Below are 13,663 nucleotides of genomic sequence, written 5' to 3'. Positions count from 1 at the left end.
GAGCCAACGGGCAAGCGCTACGCGGCGGCGATCGCCAACCCGTGCACAACTGCGGTGAAAACTTCGGCGTCTTCGTGCCGGGCATTGGGCAGCGCGGTAGCCAATTGTTCGCGAATGATGGCCATCAAACTGGACCCACCAACAAAGACCACCTGATCGACGCTATCTGGGGCGCACCCTGCATCGGCGAGGGTCCCCAATGCATTTGTTCCGATCTCGGTCGCAAAGTCGGACAAAGCCATTTGCATGGCGTCACGTTGTAAATCGACTGAGAGGCCACGTTCAATAATATCGAGAAGGATTTCGCCGGAGTCTGCGCCGTTGGCAGCGATCTTTCCTGCCTCAACCGCATAGGCAATATCGTGTCCCAAATGGGCTTCGAGGACCTCACCAAGACGTTCAAACAAAAGCGGTTCTTGGGCAACGCGTTCCCAGCGCCGCACTTCGCGCAGCAACGCCGGATCATACACGAATGCGATCTTTTCCCAACTGGCCAGATCATGAAACAACGCTTTGGGTGCAGAGTGTGTTTTGGAGCTTAGTTCAGCCCCGATCTGGGCACCATACCCAAGCAAAGGCATGGCATGGCGTAAACTGAGAACACGGTCAAAATCGGTGCCACCAATGCGGACACCTCGGCTTGCCAAAACCTCGGTTTTGTCACCTTTGCGATCACATAGGGTAAAGTCGGACGTGCCGCCGCCAATATCGACGATAAGCATGCGCCCCTGACCCGCAACGGCAAGTGCGGCCGCTTCTGGCTCAGCAAGGAAACTCACGTCCTTGAACCCCGCCAGCAAGTAGGCGTCGCGCAAATCCATTTCCGCTTGGGCGTCTCGTTCGGATGAGGCGGAGTGGAAATGCACCGGACGACCAGAAAGGGCCGTTTCAAATGTCATACCAGTGAAGGTTTCGGACCGGGTTTTGATTTCTGACAAGAACCGCGCGATGATCTCAATGAGCGTGATCCGCTCATTGAGAAAGGACCGGGATTCCCGAGCCAAAGGCGTGCCAAGAATACTCTTCAAAGCGCGCAAAAAACGCCCTTCGGCCCCGTCCATCATCGCACGAGCGGCTGCTGAGCCATAGACATAGTGCTTGTCTGCATAGTCGATAAAGACCGCCGTCGGCAGAGTTTGATGATCTGGTTCAAGCGGAATCGCAAATGGGTTGCTTCCGGCAAGAACACCGGCAGCTGTGTTAGACGTTCCGAAATCCAATCCCAATCTGGCCATATGCGCCCCCTTTGAAAGGGGCTCAAATAGCCAAGCTGTGGCGACATGGCAATTCCTTTTCCATCGGCATAGAGTGAGCGCAACTACGATTTGGGAGTGCGCGCGATGCAAGGTTTGATAATCATTGATGTCCAAAACGATTTTTGTCCGGGTGGATCGCTGGCGGTTCCGGGAGGGGACGAAATTGTCGCGCCTATTAATGCCCTCATGGCTGGGTTCGATGCGGTGGTTTTAACGCAAGATTGGCACCCGGCTGGCCATAGCTCATTCGCGTCTTCGCATGACGGCAAGGCCGCCTTTGACCTTGTTGAAATGCCTTATGGTCCCCAAGTTCTTTGGCCGGATCACTGTGTCCAAGGCACCGGCGGGGCGTCGTTCCATGATGATCTGAATGCCAACGCATCGGACCTTATCATTCGCAAAGGGTTTCGCCCCCAAGTCGATAGCTATTCAGCGTTTTTTGAGAATGATCACAAAACCTCGACCGGCTTGGAGGGGTATCTGCGAACGCGCGGGATCACCCAACTTACCCTTGTCGGCTTGGCCTTGGATTTCTGTGTGAATTATTCGGCCATTGATGCGGCGAAATTGGGTTTTGACGTCACGGTCAGGACGGGGTTGTGCCGTGCAATTGATCTCGACGGTTCATTGGTCACAGCCCTTTCTGATATGAAAGACGCGGGTGTTCAGCTCGTGGAATAAACGGTAGCGAATGGCGTGGCTCATGTTTGCCGAAACTATTCAAAATGAGAGATTTTCTCCTTGGAGACTGTGCTTGGTCAGCCTAGATAGTTTGCATGAGGTTTTTTAGAAAACGCAAGGTTGAACGGCCTAAATTCTCGGCGGAACTCGCACCTGAGGTGCCATTCTTTGCCATTGGTGACATTCATGGAAGTGACCACCTTTTAGAAGCGCTCTTGGGCAAGCTGTCGGATGTTGGTCATCCCGATGCCGTTCTAATCTGTGTCGGAGACTACGTCGATCGCGGAGAGCAAAGTGAGCAGGTGCTTCGCCGATTGTTTGAAATGCAATCCGAAGCTGGTCCGTTGATGACCTGTTTGATGGGCAATCACGAAGACATGATGCTCAGTTTCTTGGATGATCCTGTCGCAAATGGTGCGCGTTGGCTCCGTTATGGCGGATTGCAGACGCTCGCCAGTTTCAAGATATCTTCCCTGCCAGGGGCCGCCGCATCGGACACGCAATGGCATAGCCTGCGGGACCGATTTAAGGATGCGCTAGGGGAAGATTTGGAAGCGTGGCTGCGAGAGCTGCCTTCACACTGGGCGACCGGAAATGTTGCCGTTGTACACGCCGGTGCTGATCCTAAACAACCGATTGATCGGCAGGATCGGTCGCGGTTGCTTTGGGGGCATCCCGAGTTTGACAATCAGCTTCGGCAGGATGGCGTTTGGGTTGTCCATGGTCACACAATTGTCGACGCTGCCGAGGCAAAAGACGGGCGTATCGCCGTAGATACAGGGGCTTACGCAACTGGAAAGCTGACTGCTGCCCTCGTTGAAAAGGGCAACGTTAGCTTTGTTTCAACCTGAGACGGCAGGCGTCTAAGGGATAAGGGCGCCTTCGACGGTTCTGATCAATGATGGGAACAGCTGCTGTAATGCGCGGCTCCACTTTGTAATCTCTTGCTCTTCGATAAAGACCACGTCGTTTGGGCGCATTTCTAGCCGTGTTGCGATGATTATGTCGGCCGCATTCTTAGCGTTAAGGTGGTAGGCCGTGATTTGACCCATCTCCTCGCCACTACCCTGTGCTCGGAGGACATAGATTTGGCTAGGATCACCGGTTGTCGTGTCAAACCCGCCATCAGAATAAAGCACATCGGCAAGCGTTGCGTGTTGCTGGTATGGCAGAACAAACCGGCTTTGGTTTTTGACCTCGCCGGTGAGGTAAACATAGTCACGTTTTTCAGCACCCAGTTTTTCGCGAAGGTCGAATAACTGTCGCCGTTCATTGAGGGCGTCGCGTTGCAGCGAGACTTCAGTTTCCAGCGCCATGAGCGCAGCGCTTCTTGCGGAGGTGCGTAGAGAAATCACATCGATCTGAGCTTTGTAAAACTCCATTGCGCGATCCAAGTCGTAACTTGTGTCAACAAAGACCGCGTCACCGTTCAGCAAGACCTTCTTTTGCAGATCTTGGCGTTCAAGGTACAACGACAAGGGAATTTGATAGAGGTTTCCGTCTCTGTAAATCCGTATCGACCCGAATTCTTTGTCACGAATTGTCGAGCCACCTGCCGCTGTCAATGCCTCCGACAACGTGAGTTTGCTAAGCGTGATCGGAACCAATGTCGGCTTTTTGACGGCCCCGCCAATGGCAACTCGTTTAGAATGAAATTCCGCAACCTCAAGGCTAAACGAAGGGTCGATCTGTTGTTCAACCAGAACTTGGAAGAGGCGATCTTCGGCCTCTTGAACGGTTAAGCCAGACAATTGGACAGGCCCGATTTCGGGTATCGCAATCGATCCGTCGTCACGGACGGTGTAACCTTGGCGCTGGTTCTGAGCCGCGAGCAATCCGGACAATTGTTCGACGGTAGACCCCGAGCCGCGGGTGGCCAAAAGCAAAACGTCTCCTACACCGATGCGGTAAGCCTCAGGTGAGACATCTGGCAAAGGGCGGAAGTCTTGTTGTTTTGGGCTGGTAGATGGCAAATACGGTGATGACGGAACGGCCCCAAGTCCGGTCGTCGAACTTCCGGTTCCCGCAGCAGCATAGAAAACGGCCGGCAATGCGCGCGGCGTATAGGCGGTCGCGTTCGCACGAGACACAGTTTCAGCAGAAAGCGGCACAACGTTCACAGGGGAGCCATCTTCCCGCTCTGTCACTTTAGGGCTTTGATAGCTGATACCACAACCGGCAGTCGCACAAAGTGCAACCAAAGCAAAGCTACGGATCGATTTGTTTTTAAACCAGTCCACAGCGCTGGCCAGCTTGGTGGCCCTTGCATCCTTTGGTCGTGTAAACACTGTGACCTCCCCCGAAATCGTTCGCATGTTCAAAGAGACCTAAGCGGTCCGCCGACGCTCGTAAATGACTATATGTCTACATCGTCGCGGTGCTGGCCACGACATTATGTATAAGAGTTCACTGAGGTTTGCTTGAGCTTGAGCTAAAACTGCAACAGGTCACAGAAAACACCTGTGCGGTCAAAGCCGAACGACAACACCTATTCAGGTACCTGATTGTCGAAAACGAGTCTGGATTATTATGCGCCGGCGCGACGCGCAACGACAGACAAAGTCCGCCAAAATATCCAAGTTTCAAGAGCATAGCTGCGGTGTGTGATATAATACAAATCCGCTTTGACTTTTCTCTTGGTAGCGTCTGTGCCTTCAATGTAACCCAACTCGGTTTGCGCGAGACCGCTGATACCCGGGCGCACGATGTGACGTTCGCGGTAACCGGGGATGGTATTCAGGTACTCTATTGCATGATCGTAGTAGTCGGGACGTGGGCCGATCAGACTCATGTCCCCAAGCAATACATTGAGGATTTGCGGTAGTTCATCCAGTCGGCTTTTTCTCAGGAAATGGCCGAGCGGGGTAATGCGGTCTATTTCGAGGGGGTCATCAGCGGACCGCGTGATATTTTCCGACGCGGTCATTGAGCGGAACTTGATCGCTTTGAAGCTCTTGCAATTGCGGCCCATGCGGTTTTGGACGTAAAAAATTGGTCCTCTGTTTAGAAACGGGTTGAGAAACAGCAGAACGATAATTGCGCCAACAAGACCAGGAAGCAGAGCAAGGCTCACCAAAGTATCAAAAATACGCTTGGACAGCCCGAAAATCCCATCACTTATAAAGTTTTCGGTTTTGGAACTTAACGTTGTCGCGTTCACAGAGGTTTCAAGCGATGAAACGTCGAACATAGTGGGTGCCCCCAGAAAGACTTTTTTTAAAAATATTCACCAGACAAACCAAAACTGGTTACATGCAAGGGATAGAGGTTGGGCGCCTCTTAAGTCAATTAATAATGCGTTAACCAATAACCTCGCGAGGACCCCTTCAAATGGCTATTTGGAGGAGGGCTAAGTTGCGTTTTAAACTACAGGTTGTGCGTCGAGCCGGATACGAGCGCTCGATACAAAGCGATGTTTCTGTATAACTTTATGAATTTAAAGTATTTTTGCTAAAATTTCCGGTGTGAGCGATTTGGAGTGAAGGACATGAAGTAAAGTGTTAGCGCAAAAAGTTTGCACCGTATGATTGGCAAGAAATTTTCTCGTATGATGAAAAAATAGGCTAACGCCTTGTGCTGAGCGAGCAGGTTACACCCTGACTTTCTCCGAATCTCTCCAAACAGATTCGGAATTGCGATTGAATGAGCGGATTGCACGATGGGTCGGTATTAGTCCGGGGTTTACCTTGCAAATAGCCGACCTAGGTTTTGCTTTGCTTCATGGCGTTTTTCAAAGCAGCACCAAGGGCATTGTTTTGAGGGCCTTCAGAGTTTTTTGTACGTCGGTCTTGATTGAGTTTGCCAGAATGAGACTTTTGCGACGGCTTTGTGTTGGGTCTATCTGGCGTCTTGCTACGGCTTGTTTGACCGCCAGATGACCGCATGGTCAGTCCAATACGTTTGCGCGGAACATCAACCTCGGTCACGCGTACTTTGACGACATCCCCGGCCTTGACGATGTCGTGCGGGTCTTTGACAAACTTGTCTGCCAATTGGCTGACATGGACCAACCCGTCTTGATGGACCCCGATGTCAACAAACGCGCCAAAGGCCGCAACATTCGTCACGGTGCCTTCCAACGACATTCCGGGCCGCAGGTCCTTGATGTCTTCGATCCCGTCGGCAAAGCTGGCGGTTTTGAAGCTCGGCCTTGGGTCCCGTCCTGGTTTCTCAAGTTCTTGGAAAATATCTCGAACTGTGGGCAAGCCGAATTTGTCATCGACGAACTGTTCCGCCCTAAGGTTGGTCAGGGCTTTGGAATCCCCGGCGATTGACCGCAAATCCCGGCCACAGGCAGCAACGATTTTCCTGGCAACATCATAGGCTTCTGGGTGAACAGAGGAGCTATCGAGCGGTTCTGATCCTTCGCGAATTCGCAAGAATCCGGCGCATTGTTCAAATGCCTTCGGCCCCAAGCCGGCCACTTTGAGCAACGCCTTGCGCGAGGCAAAGGCCCCGTTTCCATCCCGATGATCGACAATGGATTGCGCAAGCGACGGGCCAAGCCCGGCGATATGCGCCAACAACGGGGCGGAGGCGGTGTTGAGATCAACACCCACAGCGTTCACCGCATCTTCGACAACGGCTTCAAGTGACTTGGCCAAGCGGCGTTGATCAACATCGTGCTGATACTGGCCTACCCCAATCGATTGCGGCTCGATTTTCACCAGTTCGGCAAGCGGGTCTTGTAAACGTCGCGCAATCGAGACCGCGCCACGCAAAGATACGTCAAGATCGGGGAACTCGCGCGCTGCCAATTCCGAGGCCGAATAGACCGAGGCACCGGCTTCGGATACCACAACCTTTGTAGGTTTCTTCACCGCCGGTGGTAGCAATTTCATAGTATCGCCAACCAGCTTTTCGGTCTCGCGGCTGGCCGTTCCATTTCCGATCGCGACCAAATCAATGTTGTGGCGTTGAATAAGCTCGATAATCTTGGCCTCAGAGCCGCGTACATCCATTCTAGGTTGGAACGGGTAGATCGTGGCGGTGTCTAAAACTTTGCCGGTGGCATCGACCACAGCCACTTTGACGCCGGTTCGAATGCCGGGATCAAGGCCAAGTGTCGCGCGCGGTCCGGCGGGGGCGGCCAGAAGCAAATCTTTGAGGTTGCGGGCGAACACCGTGATCGCCTCTTCATGAGACCGTTGACGCAAGTCGGTCAAAAGATCCATGTACATCGACAGGCTCAATTTGATCCGCCATGTCCAACTTGCGGCTTTGCGAAGCCAAGCGTCACCGGGACCATCGCCACGCATACCAATGGCCGATCCGATGATAGCCTCGGCCCGCTCTGACCCTGTTTCGGCGGGCGGGGCGATGTCGATTGTAACAATTTCCTCTTTGGAGGCGCGCAAAATTGCCAAAGCGCGGTGCGGCGCGATGTTGGCCCATTTTTCGGAGTGGTCGAAATAGTCGCTAAATTTGGCCCCGGCTTGTTCTTTACCCTCAACGATGCGCGATGAGATCACCGCGTCTTGCTTCATGTAATCTCGCAAACGGCCCAAAAGTTCGGCATTCTCAGACAACTGTTCGGCCAAAATATCCCGCGCGCCATTGAGAGCAGTTTTCACATCGACAACCGCGTCTGACAGGTAGCCTTGCGCCAAAACCTCGGGGTCTGCTTGCCGGTCGCTCAAAATCGCTTGCAATAACGGTTCTAACCCATTTTCACGGGCGATCATCGCCTTGGTGCGTCGCTTGGGTTTGTAGGGGAGGTAAATGTCTTCCAACGCTGATTTTGTGTCGGCTCCGACAATTGCGCGGGTCAATTCGTCGGTGAGTTTATCTTGATCCTTGATCGATTGCAGGATCGTCTTCCGCCGCGCTTCCATATCACGAAGATAGGCCAACCGGTCAGACAGCGTTCTAAGCTGTGTATCGTCCAAGCCTCCGGTCACCTCTTTGCGATAGCGCGCAACAAAGGGCACAGTCGCCCCGCCATCCAGCAGTTCAACCGCTGCGTTGACCTGATTTGCTGCCGCTCCGATTTCGGTGGCGATGGTGCGGGCGATACGGGTGGCGGTCTGATCCAAAACTCATTCTCCAACTTGGTCGGATGGTTTTGATACCCCTGCTTGCCCGCCGCTCCAAGGGGGAAAGCGCTTATCGAAGCGATCACAGAAATTCATCGGTTTTGGGTGCCCAATGCCGATTTCACTCTTGCCTAAATTTTGAGCAGAGGACATGACGCAGTTGACCTGCGGTCAGGATGTCGCAGGCTGTATCAACAATGCTTTTTTAACACACGCGGAGAGACGACGATGACCAAAGACTTCATTGACCATATGACCCGTGAGCTAGACATGTTGATGCAAAGCGGGCTGTACAAAAGCGAACGTGTGATCACGTCAAAACAGGCGGGAACCGTTGCATTGGACACTGGCAAAGAGGTGATCAACCTGTGCGCCAACAACTACCTTGGGCTGTCCGATCATCCCGACCTTATCGAGGCGGGCCGCGACGCGCTAAGCCGATATGGGTATGGGATGTCGTCCGTCCGCTTTATTTGCGGCACCCAAGAAGAGCACAAAAAGTTGGAGGCGCGCCTATCCTCCTTTTTGGGTTTCGAGGATACGATCCTCTATTCTAGCTGTTTTGACGCCAATACCGGGCTATTTGAAACGCTTCTGGGGCCAGAGGACGCTATCATTTCGGATGCGTTGAACCATGCGTCGATTATCGACGGGGTGCGTTTGTGCAAGGCCAAGCGGTTTCGATATGCGAATTCCGATATGGCCGATCTTGAGGCTCAACTACAGGCTGCCGAGGCCGCTGGAGCGCGGTTTAAAATGATCGCCACCGACGGTGTATTTTCGATGGACGGCTATATCGCCAAGCTCGAACAGGTTTGCGATCTGGCTGATAAGTACGGTGCGATGGTTATGGTGGATGACAGCCATGCGGTTGGTTTTGTCGGCGAAACCGGGCGTGGATCGATCGAACATTGCAACGTGATGGGGCGTGTGGACATCGTCACCGGGACCCTTGGCAAGGCCCTTGGCGGTGCGTCGGGTGGCTATACCTGTGCGAAACGCGAGGTTGTGGATTGGCTGCGCCAGCGGTCGCGCCCCTATCTGTTTTCAAACACGCTTGCCCCGGTTATCGCGCAGACCTCGATCAAAGTTCTGGATATGCTTGAGGCCTCGACCGAGCGCCGGGATCGGCTAATGGAACACGCCGCGCATTTTCGGGCGCGTATGTCTGAGGCGGGTTTTGATCTTTTGCCCGGTGAACACCCGATCATTCCCGTGATGCTGCGTGATCCGAAACTGGCTCAAGACATGGCGAAACGGCTCGATGCCAAGGGGGTATATGTCGCGCCGTTTAGTTTCCCGGTGGTGCCCAAGGGGCAAGATCGCATTCGTACCCAAATGTCCGCCGCCCTAAGCCGCGAAGAATTAGACCGCGCCATTGATGCGTTTATCGAGGTTGGCCATGACATGAACATTCTTACGGAGGCGGCACAATGAGCAATGAAATGAAAGCATTGGTCAAAGCCAAATCCGAGCCGGGCCTTTGGATGGAACGCGTTCCGGTGCCCGAGCCCGGCCCGGATGAAGTTCTGATCAAGGTGAAGAAATCCGCGATTTGTGGGACCGATGTCCATATCTGGAAGTGGGATGAATGGTCGGCGAAAACTGTGCCGGTTCCGATGGTTGTTGGGCATGAGTTCTGTGGTGAAATCGTCGATACCGGTGCCGCGGCGGTGAAATATGCCATCGGTCAACGTGTGTCCGGCGAAGGGCACGTGGTTTGTGGGACGTGTCGCAATTGTCGGGCAGGTCGTGGTCAGCTGTGCCGCAATACGTTAGGTGTCGGGGTCAATCGGCCCGGATCATTCGCCGAATACCTCTGTATTCCCGAAAGCAACGTTGTCCCCATTCCCGACGATATTCCAGATGAAATTGCCGCGATTTTTGACCCGTTTGGTAACGCAGTTCACACCGCTTTGTCGTTTGATCTGGTTGGCGAAGATGTCTTGGTCACCGGGGCAGGTCCGATTGGAATCATGGGGGCCTTGGTGGCGCAAAAGGTCGGTGCACGCAAAGTTGTGATCACCGATATTGCACCCTATCGCCTTGATCTTGCCCGTCGTTTGGGGGTCCAACATGTGGTGGATGTCAGCAATGAAACGCTGGCCGACCTGATGCCTCAGATCGGCATGACCGAGGGCTTTGATGTCGGGTTGGAAATGTCCGGCGCCGCGCCAGCGATGCGCCAGATGATCAACCGGATGAACAATGGCGGCAAGATCGCCTTGCTTGGCATTGCACCAACCGAATTTGCGGTCGATTGGAACGAAATCATCTTTAAGATGCTGACGGTCAAGGGGATCTACGGGCGCGAAATGTACGAAACTTGGTACAAAATGATCGCTTTGGTCCAATCCGGGCTCGACCTGACCGACCTCATCACACACCGTATTTCGATTGATGAGTTCGAAGACGGGTTTGCTGCGATGATGTCGGGCGAGGCCGGCAAGGTGGTGATGGATTGGGGCTAAAGCCCCCCCCATCAATCTTTTTCAAGCTCCTTGGCATGCAGCCACGCCGCGTGCTGAGGGGCTTTTTTCGTTTTAGACCATTCTTCGAGCATGTCCCATTTGACCGCGTCCAATTTGGCGAGCATGGCCTCTTCTTCGGGATCGGGGCAGGCAAGTTCGACCCGGTGGCCATTGGGATCAAAGAAATAGATCGAGTGGAAAATAGAATGGTCTGTGACGCCCAAAACGTCCACTCCATTTGCCTCTAGGTGATCCTTGAACGCAATCAATGTGTCGCGGTCTTTGACTTTAAATGCAATGTGTTGCACCCAAATAGGCGTGTTCGGGTCGCGGCCCATTTCCGGCTTGGTTGGTAGTTCAAAGAACGCCAGAACATTGCCATTCCCGGCATCAAGAAACAGATGCATGTAAGGGTCGGGTTCGTGGGTCGACGGGACGTGATCTTCGGCAATTGCCAAAACGAAATCCATGTTCAGCATCTTGGTGTAGAACGCGACGGTTTCCTTGGCATCCTTGCAGCGATAAGCTACGTGATGAATTTGATCGACCTTCAATTGCACTGTCATTTTTCCCTCCAAAAAATATCGTTGCATTTGCAATGATTGACGATCCGGGTCATTGTGTATTTGACTTAGGTCAAGTTGTTGCAGATGAAACGATGTCATGGATCGCAAAATGACAGACGCCTTGAGCCAGATAGAAGCCTTTTTTCCTTACCGTTTTGCCGTGGCTGCAGAACGGTTTTCGCGCAACCTTATGGATGTGTATGGCAAGGCCTATGGCCTTAGCCGAGAAGAATGGCGGCTGTTGTTTCTTCTGTCCCAAGCCGAGGAAATTGCGTCCAACGAGCTGGTTCAACGGACAACATTGGACAAGGTACAACTATCCCGCGCCTCCCAAAGGCTTGAGGACAAGGGTCTGATAACACGTAGGGTTTCGCCCGCCGACCGCCGTATCAAACTATTCCGGAGCACGGATGAAGGGCGTCGTTTGTTTGATGAAATCAAGCCACAGGTCGATGCGCGCGCCATGGAAATTCTTGGTGCGATGGACGATGCTGCCCGTCAATCGCTGCAAGATGGCATGACCGCATTGCTCAAAGCGCTGGATGCGCCCGAACAAGTGTTGGGTGCGGAACAATCAAAGTCAGTTGTAGATTGATCGAAGTAGGTTCGGCATGATCACGGCATTCAAGATAGGATTCTTCCATGCCGCCCGCCGCCGAGACGCCGACACATAGACATCAAGATTTCATCTCTGACTCAGCCAGATGGCAGGCGATCACCGCCCGCGACGACGATATTATCGTCACAACACCGCCGAAATCCGGGACCACTTGGGTGCAGGGAATTCTTGCGCTTTTGTTGTCGGGGGATCCAAAAGTTGATGCTAATGTTTCGGTAAACTCACCTTGGGTCGACATGGCATTTCGACCTTTGGAAGAGCTTTTGTCGAATATCGAGACGCAGGTAAAACGAAGGCATCTCAAAAGCCACTCACCCTTGAATTGCCTGCCTTATTGGCAAGACGTACGCTATATCACTGTGTATCGGCATCCGATTGATGTCCATTTTTCGTTTAGAAGCCATGAAAACAACATTCAGGTCGATATTGAAAAGACGTCTGTGCAAGGAACTGCGCGGGAGAGTTTTCACAGGTTTCTGGATGTAGAAGAAGGTCATGTGACGCTGACTTCGGTAGTTGACCATTACAATTCGTCCATGAACCGCGGGGATCGAAGCAACCTCTTGCAGCTGCATTATAGAGATATGCAGCGTGACCTTGCGGCGGTTTTTGCCATGATTGCGGCTCATATCGGCGTGCAGCACCCACCACATGTGATGGACTCGCTGGTGGATGCCGCGCGCTTCGAAAAGATGCGTGCCAATGCAGACCGGTTTGTCCCGTCTGCGGGGCAGGGGTTCTGGAAAAGCGATACCGGATTTTTTAACAACGCCAGCTCGAACAAATGGGAAGGCGTTTTAAACGCCGAGGATTTGGCGGCTTATGACGCGAAGATTTCGCAGCTTTTAACCCCGTCGGATCGTCATTGGTTAGAATGGGGCGACGGGCCAGCCGGTTAATGCGGGGTTTTGTCGGGGTGTGCGGCGGCAAAGGCAGGAATTTCTGTAAGAAACGCCCCAATACGACGCAGTTTCGGCATCTTTGTTAGGTCAATCTCCCAGCGCTGGGCATTGTAGAGCTGTGGCAACAAACAGATGTCAGCCAAAGTGACGTTGTCACCAAAGCAAAAATCACCGTCATCAACCATCTGTTCAACCGCGAGAAGGCCGGGCGTGATAAAGTGCTTCATCCAACCGGCCATTGTAATGGTGCCTTCCGATTGCGTGGTGGCATATTTCGCGACACCTAAATTGCAAACGGGGTGAATTTCCATTGCGATCGCATCGGAAGTGGCGCGAACTTTGGCGCGTTCCAGGGGGCTTTCGGGCAAAAGCCCGAGCGCCCGAGTTTCATCTAGGTATTCGAGAATAGCGACCGATTGAGTTAGCATCTGACCATCAATCTTTAACGCGGGCACCAACCCCTGAGGATTGCGCGCCAAATGGTCAACGCCCTTGTGCTCTGCGTCGAGCAGGTTAACCGGAATGCTCTGCCAAGCTTCACCGGTCAGGCCCAGTGCGATGCGAAGCCGGTAGCTGGCCGACGAGCGCCAGTAATCATAGAGGGTGATCATATATCGGTGTCCTTCATAAGCTCGTCCAGCGCGGCCTGAAGTCCCGGAACCTTGGCGTGAAGCTTTGCCTCTAACTCGTCCTGATAGGCTTGGGCCAGTGGGATAAGATCGCGCACGAGGCCGGTGCCGCTTTCGGTCAACTCAAGCTGCAACAACCGTCGGTCGTTGTCGTCAATGGCCTTGGTCAGATAACCGGCGTCTTCTAGGCGGCTGACGGCGCGGCTCACTTTGGATTTCTCCATGCTGACGCGTTTTTCAATATCGCGCACCGATGTGCTGTCGGAATAGGCGAGGTTCACCAAGACACGCCATTCGGCAATCGAAATGCCGTATTTTTCACGGTACTGTGCCGCGAGCTCGGTACTGAGTCGCGTTGCGATCACGGCAAAACGATACGGAAGATAGCGATCCAAGTCGAATTCGGGCAGGGGGCGGGACATAGGTGGGCCTTCAAACGCGTGTGTTTCCCGAAGTTTGTGCCGATACTCGTTTCATTTGCAACAATTTTGTTGACATCGTTGC

The 13,663-nt window shown here is 53.3% G+C and carries 13 protein-coding genes; 6 read left to right on the top strand and 7 right to left on the bottom strand.

Annotated features, from left to right (window positions below):
• Positions 1-17 precede the first annotated feature (17 nt).
• Complete coding sequence (locus tag Q1A43_RS13875) at positions 18-1,235, bottom strand: Hsp70 family protein (RefSeq protein ID WP_299936108.1); 1,218 nt, start codon at positions 1,233-1,235, stop codon at positions 18-20.
• 105 nt (positions 1,236-1,340) lie between these two features.
• Between Q1A43_RS13875 and pncA the strand changes: the two genes are divergently transcribed.
• Both pncA and Q1A43_RS13865 read left to right on the top strand, forming a co-directional pair.
• Positions 1,341-1,937 carry a bifunctional nicotinamidase/pyrazinamidase gene (gene pncA / locus Q1A43_RS13870; RefSeq protein WP_299936106.1) on the top strand — a complete coding sequence of 199 codons (597 nt, stop codon included), beginning with the start codon at positions 1,341-1,343 and terminating at the stop codon, positions 1,935-1,937.
• A gap of 95 nt (positions 1,938-2,032) precedes the next feature.
• Positions 2,033-2,788: a metallophosphoesterase family protein gene (locus Q1A43_RS13865; protein ID WP_299936104.1), complete on the top strand. Its 756-nt coding sequence runs from the start codon at positions 2,033-2,035 to the stop codon at positions 2,786-2,788.
• Positions 2,789-2,800: 12 nt separating this feature from the next.
• Here the strand turns inward: Q1A43_RS13865 and Q1A43_RS13860 are convergent, their stop codons facing one another.
• The 3 genes from Q1A43_RS13860 to Q1A43_RS13850 form a co-directional block, all read right to left on the bottom strand.
• Positions 2,801-4,225 carry a polysaccharide biosynthesis/export family protein gene (locus Q1A43_RS13860; RefSeq protein WP_299936102.1) on the bottom strand — a complete coding sequence of 475 codons (1,425 nt, stop codon included), beginning with the start codon at positions 4,223-4,225 and terminating at the stop codon, positions 2,801-2,803.
• 239 nt (positions 4,226-4,464) lie between these two features.
• Positions 4,465-5,127, bottom strand: a complete 663-nt coding sequence (locus tag Q1A43_RS13855) for a sugar transferase (protein ID WP_299936100.1) — start codon at positions 5,125-5,127, stop codon at positions 4,465-4,467.
• Between the two features lie 511 nt (positions 5,128-5,638).
• Positions 5,639-7,972, bottom strand: coding sequence for a Tex family protein (locus tag Q1A43_RS13850; protein WP_299936098.1), 2,334 nt, complete (start codon positions 7,970-7,972; stop codon positions 5,639-5,641).
• A 228-nt stretch (positions 7,973-8,200) separates the two neighbouring features.
• Here Q1A43_RS13850 and Q1A43_RS13845 point away from each other — a divergent pair, with 228 nt between their 5' ends.
• Complete coding sequence (locus tag Q1A43_RS13845) at positions 8,201-9,409, top strand: glycine C-acetyltransferase (RefSeq protein ID WP_299936096.1); 1,209 nt, start codon at positions 8,201-8,203, stop codon at positions 9,407-9,409.
• A gap of 8 nt (positions 9,410-9,417) precedes the next feature.
• Positions 9,418-10,443 carry an L-threonine 3-dehydrogenase gene (gene tdh, locus Q1A43_RS13840; RefSeq protein ID WP_366944270.1) on the top strand — a complete coding sequence of 342 codons (1,026 nt, stop codon included), beginning with the start codon at positions 9,418-9,420 and terminating at the stop codon, positions 10,441-10,443.
• A gap of 11 nt (positions 10,444-10,454) precedes the next feature.
• Here tdh and Q1A43_RS13835 read toward each other — a convergent pair whose 3' ends face one another.
• Complete coding sequence (locus Q1A43_RS13835) at positions 10,455-10,997, bottom strand: VOC family protein (protein ID WP_299936517.1); 543 nt, start codon at positions 10,995-10,997, stop codon at positions 10,455-10,457.
• Between the two features lie 121 nt (positions 10,998-11,118).
• Between Q1A43_RS13835 and Q1A43_RS13830 the strand changes: the two genes are divergently transcribed.
• Complete coding sequence (locus tag Q1A43_RS13830; protein WP_299936093.1) at positions 11,119-11,604, top strand: MarR family transcriptional regulator; 486 nt, start codon at positions 11,119-11,121, stop codon at positions 11,602-11,604.
• A 47-nt stretch (positions 11,605-11,651) separates the two neighbouring features.
• Positions 11,652-12,527, top strand: a complete 876-nt coding sequence (locus tag Q1A43_RS13825; RefSeq protein ID WP_299936091.1) for a sulfotransferase domain-containing protein — start codon at positions 11,652-11,654, stop codon at positions 12,525-12,527.
• Here Q1A43_RS13825 and maiA read toward each other — a convergent pair.
• Positions 12,524-13,141, bottom strand: coding sequence for a maleylacetoacetate isomerase (gene maiA / locus Q1A43_RS13820; protein WP_299936089.1), 618 nt, complete (start codon positions 13,139-13,141; stop codon positions 12,524-12,526). The two genes, Q1A43_RS13825 and maiA, sit on opposite strands and share 4 nt — an antisense overlap.
• Positions 13,138-13,581, bottom strand: a complete 444-nt coding sequence (locus Q1A43_RS13815) for a MarR family transcriptional regulator (protein ID WP_299936087.1) — start codon at positions 13,579-13,581, stop codon at positions 13,138-13,140. Before Q1A43_RS13815 ends, maiA begins: the two co-directional genes overlap by 4 nt.
• Positions 13,582-13,663: the final 82 nt, after the last annotated feature.

Origin of the sequence: uncultured Pelagimonas sp. (assembly GCF_947498515.1) — a bacterium.
In the GTDB taxonomy this organism is placed as follows: Bacteria; Pseudomonadota; Alphaproteobacteria; order Rhodobacterales; family Rhodobacteraceae; genus Pelagimonas.
Note: the sequence above shows the minus strand (reverse complement) of the source record. Positions and strands in the feature narration are given on the sequence as shown.

Coding starts and splice junctions, on each gene's coding strand:
- Q1A43_RS13875 (WP_299936108.1), bottom strand. CDS start 1,235: ATGGCCAGATTGGGATTGGATTTCGGAACGTCTAACACAGCTGCCGGT.
- maiA (WP_299936089.1), bottom strand. CDS start 13,141: ATGATCACCCTCTATGATTACTGGCGCTCGTCGGCCAGCTACCGGCTT.
- Q1A43_RS13865 (WP_299936104.1), top strand. CDS start 2,033: ATGAGGTTTTTTAGAAAACGCAAGGTTGAACGGCCTAAATTCTCGGCG.
- Q1A43_RS13845 (WP_299936096.1), top strand. CDS start 8,201: ATGACCAAAGACTTCATTGACCATATGACCCGTGAGCTAGACATGTTG.
- Q1A43_RS13830 (WP_299936093.1), top strand. CDS start 11,119: ATGACAGACGCCTTGAGCCAGATAGAAGCCTTTTTTCCTTACCGTTTT.
- Q1A43_RS13855 (WP_299936100.1), bottom strand. CDS start 5,127: ATGTTCGACGTTTCATCGCTTGAAACCTCTGTGAACGCGACAACGTTA.
- Q1A43_RS13825 (WP_299936091.1), top strand. CDS start 11,652: ATGCCGCCCGCCGCCGAGACGCCGACACATAGACATCAAGATTTCATC.
- pncA (WP_299936106.1), top strand. CDS start 1,341: ATGCAAGGTTTGATAATCATTGATGTCCAAAACGATTTTTGTCCGGGT.
- tdh (WP_366944270.1), top strand. CDS start 9,418: ATGAAAGCATTGGTCAAAGCCAAATCCGAGCCGGGCCTTTGGATGGAA.
- Q1A43_RS13815 (WP_299936087.1), bottom strand. CDS start 13,581: ATGTCCCGCCCCCTGCCCGAATTCGACTTGGATCGCTATCTTCCGTAT.